The sequence below is a fragment of the Sphingomonas liriopis genome (assembly GCF_024211255.1).
Lineage (GTDB): Bacteria > Pseudomonadota > Alphaproteobacteria > Sphingomonadales > Sphingomonadaceae > Sphingomonas > Sphingomonas liriopis.
In genome coordinates, this window is the sequence record NZ_JAMLDY010000003.1 from 161,678 (window position 1) to 176,484 (window position 14,807).

Genomic DNA, 14,807 nt, shown 5'->3' on the forward strand with positions numbered 1-14,807 from the left:
GTTAGGCCGCTTCGTCGCGACGAACCGCCAGCGCGTGACGCGCAGCATCGGCCAGAAACCCCGACCGGTTCGTCGTCACGCGATCGATCGCCGCAACCAGTCCCTCGTCCAGCGTGATATTGAGGCGGACCGATTTGCCGGGACGCTCCGCCCGCACCAGGATCCGTCCGACCTCATGAATATCGGGATCAGGCTCAAGCCGGTCGAGGGGGGTCGGATCGGCGACCGTATCGCCGAATTGCGCGGACACCAGCAGATGACCAGCCAGCGCCTCTTCCGCGTTTAGCGCCGCTTGCTGAACCGTCGTGCCCGCCGATGTGCATCCCGGCAAATCGGGGAAGAACAGGCTGAACCCCGTGTCGGATCGCTCGACGATGGCAGGGTAGATCGCAATGGGCATAACGTGTTCCGACGTAAACCTACCGATACACACCTATACACACAATAGCGTTTGTCAATATCGCGCTGGTCAGTGCACCGTGCCCACCGCCTCGTCCGACGCCATCAACTCGACCAGCCGTTCGGTCTGGCGCCAGCGGCAGAAGTGCACGACGTTGCCGATGTCGCGCATATGGCCGGCGCGGATGGCGGCCTCGACCACGGCATGCTCGCCGAACGTCGCGATCAGGTCCGCCGCTTCGGCGACCTGCTGGGCGTCGGCGAGATACATGGCGGCCATTCACAAACTCCTGAAACTGCGCGGGCCCCGGTCGTTCTACAAGCGACGTGCCAGTTCGACACGGCGGCGCCGCGCGGCGACATGCGATGGTAAACACCGTCTCGGCGGCCGTCCCGCCTGTGCCGTCGCGGGACGCTGGCGTCCCGGCGCGGGACGTGGCAGGGGCGATGCCATGGCCGACACTCCTCCTTCCGCCGCCGGCGGCATCCTGATCGCGATCTGCTCGATCGGCGGCGCCGTGGTCGGACTGATGCAGGGACAGGTGACGATCGGCTTCCTCGCCGGGCTCGGCATCGGCAGCCTCGGCGCGATCGCGGTGTGGCTGCGGGATCAGCGCCGCTAACCTTCCCTACCTATTACCGTTTTTACCGGGGTTCGCGCATCAGCCAGACGACGCGGCCGATTACCTCGATCGCGCCGTCGGGCACCGGTGCGGCGGCGGGGTTGTCGCTCGCCGCGATCAGCCCGTCGCGCCCCCGGCGGACGCGCTTGACCATTACCGCCTCGTCGATGCGGATCACGAAGACCGCACCGCGCGCATCGGGGGTCCGCCGCGCGCGATCGACGACGATCAGGTCGCCGTCGACCAGCCCCGGCTGCATCGAATCGCCACGGACGCGGACGATTGCCGCCATCCCCTCGCGTAGCCCCAGTCGCGCTGCGAGCGCCGGATCGAGCGCTTCGGCACCCAGCACGATCTCGCCATCGACGAATGCCCCCGGCCCCGCCGACGCGGCGACATCGAGCCGCGGCACCGTAAAGGCGCGCCGGCCGGGGTCCGCGCCCAGTTCGACCTCGTCCACCCCGAAATAATCCGCCAGCCGCCGCCGGTCCTCGGCCGCCAGCCGCCGCGGCGATCCGCGCGTCACGAACTGCTGCAGATAGGCGGCGTTGCGTCCGAGCATCGCCGACAGCGCCATCAGGCTGTCGCCGCGTGCATCGGCCAGTGCCCGCAACCGGCCCCTCGGATCGTCGCCTTCCACCATCGATCGATACTCTAGGAAATTTTCCTAGACAAGTTGGAAAGACCGGAACAGATCGCGAACATTGCCTTTGGGACTCGGGAGGGAGAGGATGTGCCTGCTCATCAAGATCGATCGCTATCTGCGCCACACCAGCATGTCGCGCACCCAGTTCGGCCGGCTGGCGGCCAACGATCCGCGGCTGGTCACCGACATGATGCGCGGCCGGATCGTCGGCCCGGAGATGCAGGCGCGGATCGAGCGGTTCATCGCGGAGCGGCCGGCATGACGCGCAGCCCCGCGGCGCGGCTGCTGCGCGCGCTCGACGCCAGCGCGCGGGGACACGGGCTGACGCTGTGCCTGATCGAATCGCAGGAGCGCGCCTGGTCGAGCGCCACGTTCACCGGCCAGCACCTGACGCTGGCCGTCGCCATCGCCGGCGGCGATTCCGCGGCGTGGCTGAACGCTTTGCCCGAGGAGGATCTGCCGGTGCCCGGGCGACTCGTCGCCGATCTCGTCGTCCGGACCCACGACGATGCCACGACGCTGGAGGTGCTCCTGCTCGAGGCATAGTCACATCCCCCACCCGTTCGCCCCGAGTCTGTCGAAGGGCAGGTGGGTCTCCATGTGCGTCGGGCTGCATCCCGCGCCATCACGCGCTACACTCGCCACCATGACGATCACCTATCGCAGCTACCTGCGCCTGCCCGAACTGCTCACCGTCCAGACTCCCTTGAGCGGGGTGCACGACGAACTGCTGTTCGTCACCATCCACCAGGCATCGGAATTATGGATGAAACTGTGCCTGCACGAACTGGGCGAGGCGCGCCGCCGCATCGCCGCGGACGACGTGCCGCCTGCGCTCAAGATGATGGCGCGGGTCAGCCGCATCCAGGCGCAGCTGATCCAGTCGTGGGAGGTGCTGGCGACGATGACTCCGGCCGATTACGCCGCGATGCGCGGCAGCCTGGGGTCGAGTTCGGGCTTCCAGTCGGACCAGTATCGGCAGCTGGAGTTCGTGATGGGCAACCGCAATCCGGCGATGGTCGCCGTCTTCGACGAGCCGGAGGTGCGCGAGCGGCTGGCGGACGAACTCGCCCGCCCCAGCCTGTACGACGAGACGCTGCGCCTGCTCGCCCGCCGCGGCCTGCCGGTGCCGGCCGAGCGGCTGGAGCGCGACTTCGCGCAGGTCGCCGCCCCCTCTTCCGCAGTCGAGGCGTGCTGGGCGACCGTCTATGGTCGTCCGCATGACTTTTGGGACCTTTACGAGCTCGCCGAAAAGCTCGTCGACCTCGAATATCACGTCCAGCTCTGGCGATTCGGCCACCTCAAGACGGTCGAGCGCGTCATCGGCTTCAAGACCGGCACCGGCGGCACCGCAGGCGTGCCCTATCTCGCGCGCGTCGTCGAACAGCGCTTCTTCCCCGAGCTGCTCGACGTCCGCACGAGCCTGTGATGCGACGAACCGCGATGGACATGACGCTAAATTCATTTTGATATAACGTAACATTGCCGTTACAAACGCTTCGCACCTGCACAATGCCTGCGCTTCCCGGAGGAGGCATGGGCCAGTCGTTCGCGGAGTTTCGATGTTGAAGTTCACCCTGCTCGCCGGCGCCGTCCTGCTCGCCAGCCCCGCCGTCGCCCAGACCACCCCCGATCCCACGCCGCCCCCTGCTCCTGCGCCGCAAGGCCGCGACATCATCGTCACCGCCGCGCTGCCGCAGAGCGAGCGCGACGTGCTGCAGGGCACCTCGGTCATCACCGGCGAGGAACTCGCCCGCAACTTGCGCCCGACGATCGGCGAGACGCTCGCGCGCCAGCCCGGCGTGTCGGCAACCTCGTTCGGCCCCAGCGCATCGCGGCCGATCCTGCGCGGCTTCCAGGGCGACCGCATCCGCGTGCTGACCGACGGTATCGGCTCGATCGACGTCAGCAACACCAGCGTCGATCACGCGGTCATCATCGATCCCCTGCTCGCCGAGCGGATCGAGGTGCTGCGCGGCCCGTCGGCGCTGCTGTTCGGATCGTCCGCGGTCGGCGGCGTCGTCAACGTCATCGACACCCGCATCCCGCGCACCGTGCCGGCCAGCGGCTATCGCCTGAACGGCATCGCCAATTACGGATCGGCCGCGAACGAGCGCTCGGGCGGCGCGGCGGGCGACGTCGCGGTCGGCGAGCATCTCGTCCTCCACGCGGACGGATCCTACCTCAAGTCCGACGACCTGCGCACCGGCAAGGGCTATCTCCTGTCGCCGCAGGCGCGCGCCGCCGCGCTGAGCCAGGTCGGCCTGCCGCAGCCGGGCGCCGACGAGCCGATCGACTTTGCCGCGTCCGCCGCGTTGCGCGACCGCCTGCCCAATTCGGCCGCCGAGACGTGGACCGCCGGCGCGGGCGCGTCGATCATCACCGACACCGGCAACCTCGGCGTCTCGTACAGCCATTACGACAGCCTCTACGGCGTCCCTATCCGCTACGCGACCGCGGTCGGGCAGGAGCAGGAGGCGCCGCGGCTGTCGGTCGTGCAGAATCGCGTCGACCTGCGCGGCGAGGTGAACACCGGCGGCGGCTTCCTCGACAAGATCCGCATCCGGGCGGGCCAGGCGACCTACCGCCATTTCGAACTGGAGGAGGACGGCAGCGTCGGCACCGCTTTCTACAACAAGGGGCTCGAAGGGCGGCTCGAACTGGTCCAGGCCAACCGCGGCGGCTGGCAGGGGGCGAGCGGCGTCCAGTATTTCAACCGCATCTTCAACGTCGTCGGCGACGAAGCCTTCCTGCCCAAGAACGAGACCAACCAGACCGGTTTCTTCACGCTGCAACAGTACAGCGCCGGCCCGTTCCGTGCCGAGGGCGGGCTGCGCTACGAACTGACCGACGTCGCCGGCCGCGTGCCCTATGGCAACGACCGCTTCTTCGGCGGCAACCGCCATTTCGAGGCGCTGTCGGGGTCGATCGGCGCCTCCTACGCGATTGCCGACGGGGTGCGCATCGGCCTCAACGGCTCGCGTACCGAGCGCGCGCCTTCCGCTGAGGAACTGCTCGCCAACGGCCCGCATGCCGGCACGCAGGCCTATGAGCTCGGCAGCCCCGACTTCCGGCTGGAAAAGTCGTGGGGGCTGGAGGCGACGTTGCACGCGCATGGCGACGGCTACAGCTTCGATGCCTCGGCCTATTACAACAGCTTCTCCAACTACATTTCCGAAAACCGCGTCGCGCAGTCGGTGTGCGAGGCGCGTTCGGACGAGGTCGACCTGCCCTGCTTCCAGTATCAGCAGGGCGACGCGCGCTATTACGGATTCGAGGCGGACGCCTCGGTGCGGCTCGCGCGGATCGGCGGCTATACGATCAACGCCGACCTGCTCGGCGATTACGTCCACGCCAATATCGTCGACGTGGGGCCCGTGCCGCGCATCCCGCCGGCGCGCGTGCTCGGCGGGGTCGAGGCGCAGGGCGACCGGATCGGCGGCCGCGTCGAGGTCGAACACGTCTTCCCGCAGAACCGCCTCGCCGCGTTCGAAACGCGCACCGACGATTACACGATGGTCAACGCCACCGCCTCGCTCAGCCCGTTCGGCAAGGACAGCAAGACCAGCCTGCTGCTCTCGGCGAACAACATCTTCGACGTCGTCGCGCGGCGGCATTCGAGCTTCCTGAAGGACTTCGCGCCGCTCGCGGGCCGCGACATCCGCGTGACGCTGCGGTTCGGACTGTAAGGACCGGCCCCGCGCCACAAATCCTCCGTCACCCCGGACTTGTTCCGGGGTCCACTCCGCGGCGAGGCATCCGGCAAGAGGCTCAGCGCGATACACCCGCGGCCCGGTGGCCCCCGGACCAAGTCCGGAGTGACGAGGCACCTGGGGTCACCCCTTGCCCCCTCCCGCGTCCTCCCGTACCGCATCCTCAAAAGAGGAGACGATGCGATGGCCGGCATGGGCAAGTTCGACTGGGCCGATCCCTTCCTGCTCGACGACCAGTTGAGCGAGGACGAGCGGATGATCCGCGATACCGCGAAAAGCTATGCCGAGGACAAGCTCGCGCCGCGGATCGTCGATGCCTTCCAGAACGAGGTGACCGATCCCGCGATCTTCCGCGAGATGGGCGAACTCGGCCTGCTCGGCCCGACGATCCCCGAGGAATACGGCGGCGTCGGCGCGGGTTACGTCGCCTATGGCCTCGTCGCGCGTGAGGTCGAGCGGATCGACAGCGGCTATCGCTCGATGATGAGCGTCCAGTCGAGCCTCGTGATGTACCCGATCTACGCCTACGGCTCGGAAGAGCAGAAGCGTGCCTTCCTGCCCAGGCTCGCCAGCGGCGAATATATCGGCTGCTTCGGCCTGACCGAGCCCGACGCGGGCTCCGACCCCGGCGGCATGACGACGCGCGCGCGCAAGGTCGATGGCGGCTATGTCCTGTCCGGCGCCAAGACCTGGATTTCGAACAGCCCGATCGCCGACGTCTTCGTCGTCTGGGCGAAATCCGACGCGCATCATGGCGCGATCCGCGGCTTCGTGTTGACCAAGGGGATGAAGGGTCTGTCCGCCCCCAAGATCGAGGGCAAGCTCTCCCTGCGCGCCTCGATCACCGGCGGAATCGTGATGGAGGACGTCGAGCTCGGCGAGGACGCGCTGCTGCCCGGCGTCGAGGGGCTGAAGGGTCCGTTCGGCTGCCTCAACCGTGCGCGCTACGGGATCAGCTGGGGCGCCCTGGGCGCGGCGGAATTCTGCTTCCACGCCGCGCGCCAATACGGGCTCGACCGCAAGCAGTTCGGCACGCCGCTCGCCGGGCGGCAGTTGTACCAGAAGAAGCTCGCCGACATGGAGACGGAGATCGCGCTCGGGTTGCAGGCGTCGTTGCGCGTCGGCCGCTTGATGGACGAAGGGCGGTTCGCGCCGGAAATGGTCTCGATCGTCAAGCGCAACAACGTCGGCAAGGCGCTCGATATCGCGCGGATGAGCCGCGACATGCATGGCGGCAACGGCATCTCGGGGGAGTATCAGGTGATGCGCCATGCGATGAACCTCGAGACGGTCAACACCTACGAAGGCGCACACGACGTCCACGCGCTGATCCTCGGCCGCGCGATCACGGGAATCGCGGCGTTTTGAGCGCGACCGAAAGCCCCTCCCCTTCAGGGGAGGGGTTGGGGGTGGGCGAGGTCTCACCGAGACCGGAGCCCGCGGACAGGCCCTACCCCAACCCCTCCCCCAAGGGGGAGGGGCTTAAGTCTGCCCCCCTCGCCGGCCTGAAGGTCCTCGAACTCGCGCGCATCCTCGCCGGCCCCTGGGCCGGGCAAGTCCTCGCCGACCTCGGCGCGGAGGTGACCAAGGTCGAATCCCCCGCCGGCGACGACACCCGCAGCTGGGGCCCGCCCTTCGTCGACAACGGCGACGGCACGCGCGATGCCGCCTATTTCCACGCCTGCAACCGCGGCAAGACCTCGATCGTCATCGACTTCACCACTCCGCAAGGCCAGCAACAGGTCCGCGACCTCGCCGCACAGGCGGACGTCCTGATCGAAAATTTCAAGGTCGGCGGCCTCGCCAAATATGGCCTCGACTATGCCAGCCTCTCCGCGCTCAATCCGCGGCTGGTCTATTGCTCGATCACCGGCTTCGGCCAGGACGGTCCCTATGCGCCGCGTGCCGGCTACGACTTCATCGTGCAGGGGATGAGCGGGATGATGGACCTCACCGGCGATCCCGATGGCGCGCCGCAGAAGATCGGCGTCGCGATGGCGGACATCACCACCGGCCTGTACGCGGTGATCGCGATCCAGGCGGCGCTGGCGATGCGGGCACGCACCGGGCGGGGGCAGCATATCGACATGGCGCTGCTCGACACGATGACCGGCGTGCTCGCCAACCAGGCGGCGAATTACTTCGCAAGTGGCGTGACGCCACCGCGGGTCGGCAACGCGCACCTCAACGTCTGCCCCTATGCGGTGTTCGAGACCGCGGACGGCTGGTTCATCCTCGCGGTCGGGAACGACGGCCAGTTCCGCCGCTTCTGCGGCATGGTGGGGATGGACGCCGCCGATCCGCGCTACGCCACCAACGCGCTACGGCTGGAGCATCGCGAGCCGCTGTTCGCGGCGATCACGGTAGCGACGAAGGCGTTCGCGCGCGACGACCTGCTCGCGCGGCTGGAGGCGGCAGGGGTGCCGGCGGGGCCGATCAACACCGTCGAACAGGCGCTGAACGATCCACAGGTCCTGGCGCGCGACATGGTGCTGGAGGGCGGGCCGATCAGGGGGCTCAGGACGCCGATCCGCTTTTCGGATGCCGAGCTTGCGACCGGCCGGCCGGCACCGCGGCTGGGGTCGGGGGGCTGATCGCTTCGAGCCTGACGCCGTGAAACGAACCCGTTCGTGCCGAGCCTGTCGAAGCACCCGTTTCCGCAAAGGACGGCACCGCGGGCGGAGACCAGCCCTTCGACAGGCTCAGGGCGAACGGTAGAATGGCGGTCATCACACTCTAAATCCTCCCCGGCACGGGGAGGTGGCACCGCGTAGCGGTGACGGAGGGGGCTTCCTTACGCGGGGTCGCCTGCGGAGACCCCCCTCCACCATTCGGCTGATGCCGAACGGTCCCCCTCCCCGTGCCGGGGAGGATTGGCCAGCCATAACATTTGTTGTGCCACGCCCCCCCTGCGCATACCCTCTTCAAAAAATCAGGAGAGCATCCATGGCCACCCCACCTCTCGCCGGCTTGCGCATCGTCGAGATGGCCGGCATCGGCCCCGGCCCGTTCGCCGGCATGATGCTCGCCGACCATGGCGCGGAGGTGATCCGCATCGATCGCGGCGTCCAGCCGGGGTTCAGCGATCCGGCAAGGGATCCGCTGCTCCGCTCGCGCCGCTCGGTCGCGCTCGACCTCAAGACGCCGCCGGGGATCGCCGCGGTGCGCCGCATCGCGGCCACCGCCGACGGGCTGATCGAGGGCTTCCGCCCCGGCGTGATGGAGCGGCTCGGCCTCGGGCCGGAGGTGCTGCTCGCCGACAACCCCCGGCTCGTCTACGGGCGGATGACCGGCTGGGGGCAGGATGGCCCCCTCGCACACGAGCCGGGGCACGACATCAACTATATCGCGCTGTCGGGCGCGCTCCATGCCTTTGGGCCGGCGGGGGGCAAGCCGGCGGCGCCGATCAACATGGTCGGCGATTTCGGCGGCGGCGGCATGCTCCTCGCCTTCGGCATGCTCGCCGCGCTGCTCCACGCGCAACGCAGCGGCGAGGGCCAGGTGGTCGATGCGGCGATGACCGAGGGATCGGCGCTGCTGATGAGCATGATCTGGGGCTTTCGCGCGATGGGCCGGTGGAGCGATGCGCGCGGCACCAATTTGCTCGACGGCGGCGCGCCTTTCTACGACACTTACGAAACGCAGGACGGCGGGTGGATCGCGGTCGGCGCGATCGAGCCCGCCTTCTACGCTGCGCTCCGCCGCGTGCTGGGGTTGGACGATGCGCTGTGGGACCGCCAGTTCGACCCCGCCGCCTGGCCGGCGATGCGCGAGGCGCTCGCCGCGCGCTTCCGCACCCGCCCGCGCGACACCTGGGTCGCCGCCTTCGCCGGCACGGAAGCCTGCGTCACCCCGGTGCTCGGCTTCGACGAGGCGGCGGCGCATCCGCACAACCGCGACCGCGCCGCCTTCGTCACCGCGGGCGGCGTCGTCCAGCCGGCCCCCGCCCCGCGCTACACCGCGAGCGTCACCGTCGCGCCGGCGATGGCCACCGCGCGCGATGATGCCGCAGTACTCGCCGACCTCGGCTTTTCGCCCGCCGAGGTCGCCGCGCTGGGCCTTTAGGCGGCGCGCTCGACCTCGCGCACCGGCCGGCGGGCGTAGAGACCGTAGGCGAGGATGATCGCGTAACAGATCGCCGGGATCAGTAGCGAGAATTGCATCGATCCGGTGACGTCGGCGATCAGCCCGGTCAGCGGCGGCAGGATCGCGCCGCCGACGATCGCGGTGGCGATCACGCCCGATCCCTCCGCCGCGCGCTTGCCGAGGCCCTCGCTGGCGAGGCTGAAGATCGTCGGGAACATGATCGCGTTCATCAGCCCGATCGCGAGCAGCGCCCAGCCCGCCAGCGTGCCGGTGGTGTTGGCGGAGATCAGGATCAGCGCGATCGCCCCCGTCGCCACCGCGGCGAGCACCTTGCCCGGCGCAACGCGGGTCAGCACGTACGAGCCGATGAACCGCCCGACCAGCGCGCCGCCCCAGTAATAGGCGACGTAATTGCCCGCTGCCTGGTCGGCGATGCCGAACACCGACGCCTGCATCAGATAGAGGACGATGACCGAGCCGATCGACACCTCGGCGCCGACGTAGAGGAAGATGCACGCCGCCCCCATCGCGAAGCGCGGGCGCTTCAGGAGGGTGAAGGCGTGGAAGATGCTGCCGGTCTGGTCTTGCTCTTCCTTCAGCCGGTTGCGGCGCGTCCAGACCACCGCGGCGATGATCGCCAGCGCGATGGCGAGGCCGATATAGGTGTGGACGATCGCCTGCGACGCCTCCTGCCGGTAACTGACCAGCGCCGCCCCGCTCAGCGACGCCGCGCTGACGCTGGCGAGCCCGCCGAGGATCAGCGACGAACCGACGCGCGGGAAGATCGTCGTGCCGAGAGAGTTGAACGCCTGTGCGAAGGTCAGCCGGCTCGACGCGGTCTCGGGCTTGCCGAGCAGCGAGATCAGCGGGTTGGCGACCACCTGCACGATGGTGATGCCGGCGCCGAGCACGAACAGCGCGGCGAGGAACATCTCGAACCTGGCGCTCTGTGCGGCAGGGATGAACAGCAGGCAGCCGACCATCATCGTGACGAGGCCGATCGACGCGGTGCGCATATAGCCGGCGCGCCGCACGATCGCCGCGGCGGGCAGCGAGAACAGGGCGTAGGCGAGGAAGAATGCCGACTGGACCAGCATCGACGTCGCGTGGTCGAGCGTGAACAGCTCCTTCAGCTTCGGGATGATGATGTCGTTGAGGCTGGTGATGCCGCCGAAGATGAAGAACAGCGCGATGACGAAGACGCGCAGGTCTGGCGCGTCATAGCCGTGCGCGGCATCGCCGGAGGCCGCGGCGGCGGGGGTGGTATCGACGTGCATGGCCATAACGGTGGCGCCCTCCCGAAAGATCGTTGCGCCCGGGCATAAGCGCGGCTCAGCCGAAACGGAAGCCCGACACCGCCCAACCCATCACCACGTCGTGATAATCGCGTATCGCCGGCCCCTCGCCGCCCGCGCCCATCGCCACCATCAGCGGCAGCAGATGTTCGGCCTCCGGGTGCGCGAAGTGCGCGTGCGGCAGGTCCTGCCAGCGCGCCAGCCGTTCGGCGCGGCGGCGCGGATCGGGGTCGGTCACCGCGTCCGTCAGCGCCGCGTCCCATTCCGCCGCGACCGGCGTCACCTGCGGCCCCCGGCGCACGCAGATTGTGGAAGCTCATCCCCGATCCGACGATCAGCACGCCCTCGTCGCGTAACGGGGCGAGCGCCCGCCCGATCGCGATATGCGCTACGGGATCGAGATCGGCGCGCAGCGACAGCTGCACCAACGGGATGTCCGCCGCCGGGTTGGCGACCATCATCGGAATGAACACGCCATGGTCCCAGCCGCGCGTCGCCTCCTCGCCCACCTCATGCCCCGCCGCGCGCAGCAGGTCGGCGGCACGGCGCGCGACGTCGGGCGCACCCGGCGCATCCCAGCGCAGCCGATAGGTGTGTGCGGGAAAGCCGTAATAATCGAACAGCAGCGACGGCGCCGCGCCGACATGCACGGTCGGCACCGGCGTTTCCCAATGGCCCGAGACCATCAGGATGGCACGCGGTCTCTCGGGCAGCGAATCGATCAGCCCGGCGAGATACGCCTGCATCGGCCGCCACATCGGATCGGGCGGGCCGCCATCGGGGTCCATGAAGAAACAGGGGCCGCCGCCATGCGGCACGAAGAGCGTGGGAAGCGTCATGCCACGAACGTCGCCCCTCGCCCGCGCGGCCGCAACCGTCTGGATCGAAACGCCGCGTTTCCCTAAACACCCGGCATGTCGCGCCTCACGGTCAACAATCAGCCGGTCGAATACCGGCTCGATCCCGCCACGCCGCTGCTCTGGGCGCTGCGCGACGCGTCGAACCTGACCGGCACCAAATATGGCTGCGGCACCGGCCATTGCGGCGCCTGCACCGTCGACATCGACGGTCGCGCGGTGCTGTCGTGCCAGGTCGCGGTCGGCGCCGTCGAGGGCAGCTACGTCACCACGATCGAGGGGCTGTCGCGCGAGCGCAACCATCCACTGCAACTCGCCTTCATCGCCGCCAACGTGCCGCAATGCGGATACTGCATCCCCGGCATCATCATGGCGGCGTCCGTGCTGCTCAAGCGCAACAGCGGTCCCGACGAGACGGCGATCCGCGCCGCGATCCGCAACCTGTGCCGCTGCGGCATCTATCCGCGGCTGGTCGAGGCGATCCAGCGCGCCGCGCGCGCGATGCGCGGCGAGGAGACGATCCCCGCCGGCGCCCGCCCCGGCATCGATCCCGCCGATGCCGCGCGTGTCGTTCCCGCGCTCGTCCCGCCGCCGCGCAAATAGCCGTCCCGCCTACCCAAGTATCAGCAAAGCTTTCGCAACGCTGACGAACCAATTCAGCTTCGGCACACCGCGACGGGTGCAAAGCGTGTTCATCATCGGGGCCGGCTCGTGCGCCGGTACATGAGGACGAACCGGGATGAAGACCGTTATCAAGGCGCTGCTCGCCGCATCGATGCTGATGCCGATCGCCGCGCAGGCGCAGGAACAGGACGGCCGCGAGCGCGGTCCCGGCCGCCGCGGCGGCGACTGGGGCGAACGCGCGCAGCGTCCCGAACGCAGCGCCGACATCGGCGTCGAGGCGCAGGTGCGTGCCGAACGCCCGCAGCGTGGCGACTTCCATACCGATCGCCCGCAACCGGCGCGCGACGACGGCCCCGGTGGCCGGCCGGACGTTCAGCGCGGCCCGGACCAGCGTGGCCCCGACCAGCGCGGACTTGACCAGCGTGGTCCGGGCGCCGGCTGGCAGGCGAACCGCGACACCGCCCGCGACGATCGTCGCGACGCGCGGTCGAACCCCGGCAACGACTGGCGCCAGGCCGATCGCGGCGACCGCCAGGCCCCGCGTCCCGACTGGCGTCAGGACCAGGCCCAGCGCGGCCAGTGGCGCGGCAACGACGGCCGCGGCTGGAACGACGGGCGCAACGATCGCGGCGGCTGGAACGACGGGCGCAACGATCGCGGCGGCTGGAACGACAACCGCGCTCGCTACGACCAGCGGGGTGGCGCGTGGAACCGCGGCTGGCGCAACGACGGCCGCTACGACTGGAACCGCAACCGCCAACTGAACCGCGGCGCCTATCGCCTGCCGCGCTATTATGCGCCGTCGGGCTGGAGCTATGGCTATCGTCGCTTCTCGGTCGGCGTGTCGCTGTCGGCGGGCCTGTTCGGCCGCAACTACTGGATCGACGATCCCTACACCTATCGCCTGCCCGAGGCGTACGGCCCGTACCGCTGGGTGCGCTATTACGACGACGCGCTGCTCGTCGATCTGCGCAGCGGACAGGTGGTCGATACGGTCTACGGCATCTTCTACTGATCCCTCGTCGGGACAAGCGCGAGAGGTCCGGCGGCGATGCCGGGCCTCTTGTCTTATCGGCTGCGGATCGGCATCTCCGGCCGATGTTCTCGCGCCGGAAAGCCCCCGCCACCCAGCCCCTTCGCCAGCGGATGGGGGCCGAGGTCGCGGCGCGGCTCGACGCCAACCCGGCCGTCACCCGCGCCGACGTGACCGGCGTCCAGGTCTATTATCACCTCGATTTCCTCGATGCCGCACAATGCGACACGCTGATCGCGATGATCGACGCCGACCGGCGCCCCTCGTCGCTGTTGTCGGACAAGGCCGGCGCCGATTTCCGCACCAGCGAAAGCTGCGACCTAAACCGCTACGCGCCGGACGTGCAGCCGATCGACGAGGCGATCGCCGCGTTGCTCGGCCTGCCCGCGGAAAATGGCGAGACGCTGCAGGGCCAGCGCTATGCCCCCGGCCAGCATTTCCGTGCGCACCACGATTATTTCCACGAAGGCGAAAGCTACTGGCAGCAGATGCAGGCGTCGGGCGGCCAGCGCACCTGGACGACGATGGCCTATCTCAACGACGTGGCGGAGGGCGGCGCGACCTGGTTCCCGCAGGCCGGCTTCAAGATCGCGCCGCGCCGCGGGCTGCTGCTCGCCTGGAACAACATGAACCCGGACGGCACGCCCAACGAATTGACGCTGCACGAAGGCACCGATGTGGTGGAGGGCACGAAGTATATCGTGACCAAGTGGTTCCGCGAGCGGTCTTGGCTCAAGCGGTAATCCGGGGGTGGATGGCCTGCCGGTTTCAAAACCGTTTGTGCCGAGCTACCGTCACCCGAACCCATCGTGCCGGGCCACACCCCCCGAACCGTTCGTGCTGAGCCTGTCGAAGCACAGGTGAGACTCAGGCCCTTCGACAGGCTCAGGGCGAACGGAGGGAGTGTGGGTGATGCGATTTTTCGGTGTGAGGCGCGTCACGGCAAAGCCGTGACGTCAGACGGCGCCGTGCGCCGCTGGCCGCGCAGCATGAGCTTGCTCATGCTGCGGTGGGAGCCGGGACGACCCGCGGCGAAATCGTTGCGGCTGCTTCCTTCCGGACCTGACCGGGTTGGCGACGACCACGTCCGCCCGACTCCCGCGGCGCATATGGCGGGATCGGGCGGCGGGATCAAGCCTCTGCCTCAGCGATAGACGCGGAAGCAGCGGCGCACGGGCCCGTAATAGCCGCGTTCCATCCGGCATACGACACGGCCGCGGCCATAACCGTAGCCCGGCCGGCCATAGCCTCCCCGATAGCCATAGCCGCCATGCCAGCGCGGCCCGCGGCGGTCCCAGCGCCGGCCGTGATCCCAGCGTGGTCCGCGATTCCAGCCAGGTCCGCGATCCCAACCGGGACCACGATGGCCGTGCCAGCCGCGATCGGGGCCCCGTTGCGCCTCGGCGGGGGCGGCGGTGACGACGGTGCCGGCGGCGAGCGCGACGGCGCCGAACAAGGCGATGAGCTTCATGATCGATACTCCTCTCATGCGACCCGACGATGCGGGCATGAGCGGACAATCGCGCAACCG

16 protein-coding genes, 1 other RNA gene and 1 pseudogene are annotated in these 14,807 nt (G+C 69.0%); 11 read left to right on the plus strand and 7 right to left on the minus strand.

All coding sequences use genetic code 11. From position 1 onward, the window contains the following. Position 1: 1 nt before the first annotated feature. Complete coding sequence (locus M9979_RS03305) at positions 2–400, minus strand: type II toxin-antitoxin system HicB family antitoxin (protein WP_254287915.1); 399 nt, start codon at positions 398–400, stop codon at positions 2–4. A gap of 69 nt (positions 401–469) precedes the next feature. Continuing rightward, complete coding sequence (locus M9979_RS03310; RefSeq protein WP_254287916.1) at positions 470–679, minus strand: hypothetical protein; 210 nt, start codon at positions 677–679, stop codon at positions 470–472. 172 nt (positions 680–851) lie between these two features. On the opposite strand from M9979_RS03310, the gene M9979_RS03315 reads away from it, so the two are divergent. Beyond that, positions 852–1,022, plus strand: a complete 171-nt coding sequence (locus M9979_RS03315) for a hypothetical protein (protein ID WP_254287917.1) — start codon at positions 852–854, stop codon at positions 1,020–1,022. A 22-nt stretch (positions 1,023–1,044) separates the two neighbouring features. Here M9979_RS03315 and M9979_RS03320 read toward each other — a convergent pair whose 3' ends face one another. After that, positions 1,045–1,665 carry a S24 family peptidase gene (locus M9979_RS03320; RefSeq protein WP_254287918.1) on the minus strand — a complete coding sequence of 207 codons (621 nt, stop codon included), beginning with the start codon at positions 1,663–1,665 and terminating at the stop codon, positions 1,045–1,047. Positions 1,666–1,753: 88 nt separating this feature from the next. Between M9979_RS03320 and M9979_RS03325 the strand changes: the two genes are divergently transcribed. From M9979_RS03325 to M9979_RS03355, 7 genes are all read left to right on the plus strand, one after another. Next, the gene (locus M9979_RS03325) at positions 1,754–1,930 is read left to right on the plus strand and encodes a hypothetical protein (protein WP_254287919.1); all 177 of its coding nucleotides are present in this window, start codon (positions 1,754–1,756) and stop codon (positions 1,928–1,930) included. Next, positions 1,927–2,214: a hypothetical protein gene (locus M9979_RS03330; RefSeq protein ID WP_254287920.1), complete on the plus strand. Its 288-nt coding sequence runs from the start codon at positions 1,927–1,929 to the stop codon at positions 2,212–2,214. The genes M9979_RS03325 and M9979_RS03330 overlap by 4 nt, the downstream gene beginning before the upstream one ends. Before the next feature lie 100 nt (positions 2,215–2,314). After that, complete coding sequence (locus M9979_RS03335; RefSeq protein ID WP_254287921.1) at positions 2,315–3,097, plus strand: tryptophan 2,3-dioxygenase; 783 nt, start codon at positions 2,315–2,317, stop codon at positions 3,095–3,097. A 133-nt stretch (positions 3,098–3,230) separates the two neighbouring features. Next, positions 3,231–5,357 (plus strand): TonB-dependent receptor, encoded by a 2,127-nt coding sequence (locus tag M9979_RS03340; protein WP_254287922.1) that lies wholly within the window; start codon positions 3,231–3,233, stop codon positions 5,355–5,357. Between the two features lie 207 nt (positions 5,358–5,564). After that, a complete protein-coding gene (locus M9979_RS03345; RefSeq protein ID WP_254287923.1) occupies positions 5,565–6,749 on the plus strand; it encodes an acyl-CoA dehydrogenase in 1,185 nt (394 codons plus the stop codon). Positions 6,750–6,886: 137 nt separating this feature from the next. Beyond that, positions 6,887–7,975 (plus strand): CaiB/BaiF CoA transferase family protein, encoded by a 1,089-nt coding sequence (locus M9979_RS03350; RefSeq protein ID WP_254287986.1) that lies wholly within the window; start codon positions 6,887–6,889, stop codon positions 7,973–7,975. Positions 7,976–8,327: 352 nt separating this feature from the next. Further along, positions 8,328–9,446 carry a CaiB/BaiF CoA transferase family protein gene (locus M9979_RS03355; protein WP_254287924.1) on the plus strand — a complete coding sequence of 373 codons (1,119 nt, stop codon included), beginning with the start codon at positions 8,328–8,330 and terminating at the stop codon, positions 9,444–9,446. Here the strand turns inward: M9979_RS03355 and M9979_RS03360 are convergent. After that, positions 9,443–10,750, minus strand: coding sequence for a sugar MFS transporter (locus M9979_RS03360; protein WP_254287925.1), 1,308 nt, complete (start codon positions 10,748–10,750; stop codon positions 9,443–9,445). The genes M9979_RS03355 and M9979_RS03360 overlap by 4 nt on opposite strands. Before the next feature lie 49 nt (positions 10,751–10,799). After that, positions 10,800–11,601 (minus strand): annotated as a pseudogene (locus tag M9979_RS03365) (DODA-type extradiol aromatic ring-opening family dioxygenase). A gap of 75 nt (positions 11,602–11,676) precedes the next feature. Here M9979_RS03365 and M9979_RS03370 point away from each other — a divergent pair. From M9979_RS03370 to M9979_RS03380, 3 genes are all read left to right on the plus strand, one after another. Beyond that, the gene (locus tag M9979_RS03370; protein WP_254287926.1) at positions 11,677–12,222 is read left to right on the plus strand and encodes a (2Fe-2S)-binding protein; all 546 of its coding nucleotides are present in this window, start codon (positions 11,677–11,679) and stop codon (positions 12,220–12,222) included. Between the two features lie 136 nt (positions 12,223–12,358). Continuing rightward, positions 12,359–13,258: an RcnB family protein gene (locus M9979_RS03375; protein ID WP_254287927.1), complete on the plus strand. Its 900-nt coding sequence runs from the start codon at positions 12,359–12,361 to the stop codon at positions 13,256–13,258. Positions 13,259–13,341: 83 nt separating this feature from the next. Next, positions 13,342–14,019: a 2OG-Fe(II) oxygenase gene (locus M9979_RS03380; protein WP_254287928.1), complete on the plus strand. Its 678-nt coding sequence runs from the start codon at positions 13,342–13,344 to the stop codon at positions 14,017–14,019. Between the two features lie 264 nt (positions 14,020–14,283). Here the strand turns inward: M9979_RS03380 and ffs are convergent. Continuing rightward, positions 14,284–14,377, minus strand: an RNA gene (gene ffs, locus M9979_RS03385) — signal recognition particle sRNA small type. Positions 14,378–14,420: 43 nt separating this feature from the next. Continuing rightward, on the minus strand, positions 14,421–14,747 hold the full coding sequence (locus M9979_RS03390) for a hypothetical protein (protein WP_254287929.1): 327 nt from the start codon (positions 14,745–14,747) through the stop codon (positions 14,421–14,423). Between the last annotated feature and the right edge of the window lie 60 nt (positions 14,748–14,807).

Bases quoted from the DNA above. Each gene is read 5' to 3' on its own strand.
- M9979_RS03305 (WP_254287915.1), bottom strand. From the start codon at position 400: ATGCCCATTGCGATCTACCCTGCCATCGTCGAGCGATCCGACACGGGG.
- M9979_RS03310 (WP_254287916.1), bottom strand. From the start codon at position 679: ATGGCCGCCATGTATCTCGCCGACGCCCAGCAGGTCGCCGAAGCGGCG.
- M9979_RS03315 (WP_254287917.1), top strand. From the start codon at position 852: ATGGCCGACACTCCTCCTTCCGCCGCCGGCGGCATCCTGATCGCGATC.
- M9979_RS03320 (WP_254287918.1), bottom strand. From the start codon at position 1,665: ATGGTGGAAGGCGACGATCCGAGGGGCCGGTTGCGGGCACTGGCCGAT.
- M9979_RS03325 (WP_254287919.1), top strand. From the start codon at position 1,754: ATGTGCCTGCTCATCAAGATCGATCGCTATCTGCGCCACACCAGCATG.
- M9979_RS03330 (WP_254287920.1), top strand. From the start codon at position 1,927: ATGACGCGCAGCCCCGCGGCGCGGCTGCTGCGCGCGCTCGACGCCAGC.
- M9979_RS03335 (WP_254287921.1), top strand. From the start codon at position 2,315: ATGACGATCACCTATCGCAGCTACCTGCGCCTGCCCGAACTGCTCACC.
- M9979_RS03340 (WP_254287922.1), top strand. From the start codon at position 3,231: ATGTTGAAGTTCACCCTGCTCGCCGGCGCCGTCCTGCTCGCCAGCCCC.
- M9979_RS03345 (WP_254287923.1), top strand. From the start codon at position 5,565: ATGGCCGGCATGGGCAAGTTCGACTGGGCCGATCCCTTCCTGCTCGAC.
- M9979_RS03355 (WP_254287924.1), top strand. From the start codon at position 8,328: ATGGCCACCCCACCTCTCGCCGGCTTGCGCATCGTCGAGATGGCCGGC.
- M9979_RS03360 (WP_254287925.1), bottom strand. From the start codon at position 10,750: ATGGCCATGCACGTCGATACCACCCCCGCCGCCGCGGCCTCCGGCGAT.
- M9979_RS03370 (WP_254287926.1), top strand. From the start codon at position 11,677: ATGTCGCGCCTCACGGTCAACAATCAGCCGGTCGAATACCGGCTCGAT.
- M9979_RS03375 (WP_254287927.1), top strand. From the start codon at position 12,359: ATGAAGACCGTTATCAAGGCGCTGCTCGCCGCATCGATGCTGATGCCG.
- M9979_RS03380 (WP_254287928.1), top strand. From the start codon at position 13,342: ATGTTCTCGCGCCGGAAAGCCCCCGCCACCCAGCCCCTTCGCCAGCGG.
- M9979_RS03390 (WP_254287929.1), bottom strand. From the start codon at position 14,747: ATGAAGCTCATCGCCTTGTTCGGCGCCGTCGCGCTCGCCGCCGGCACC.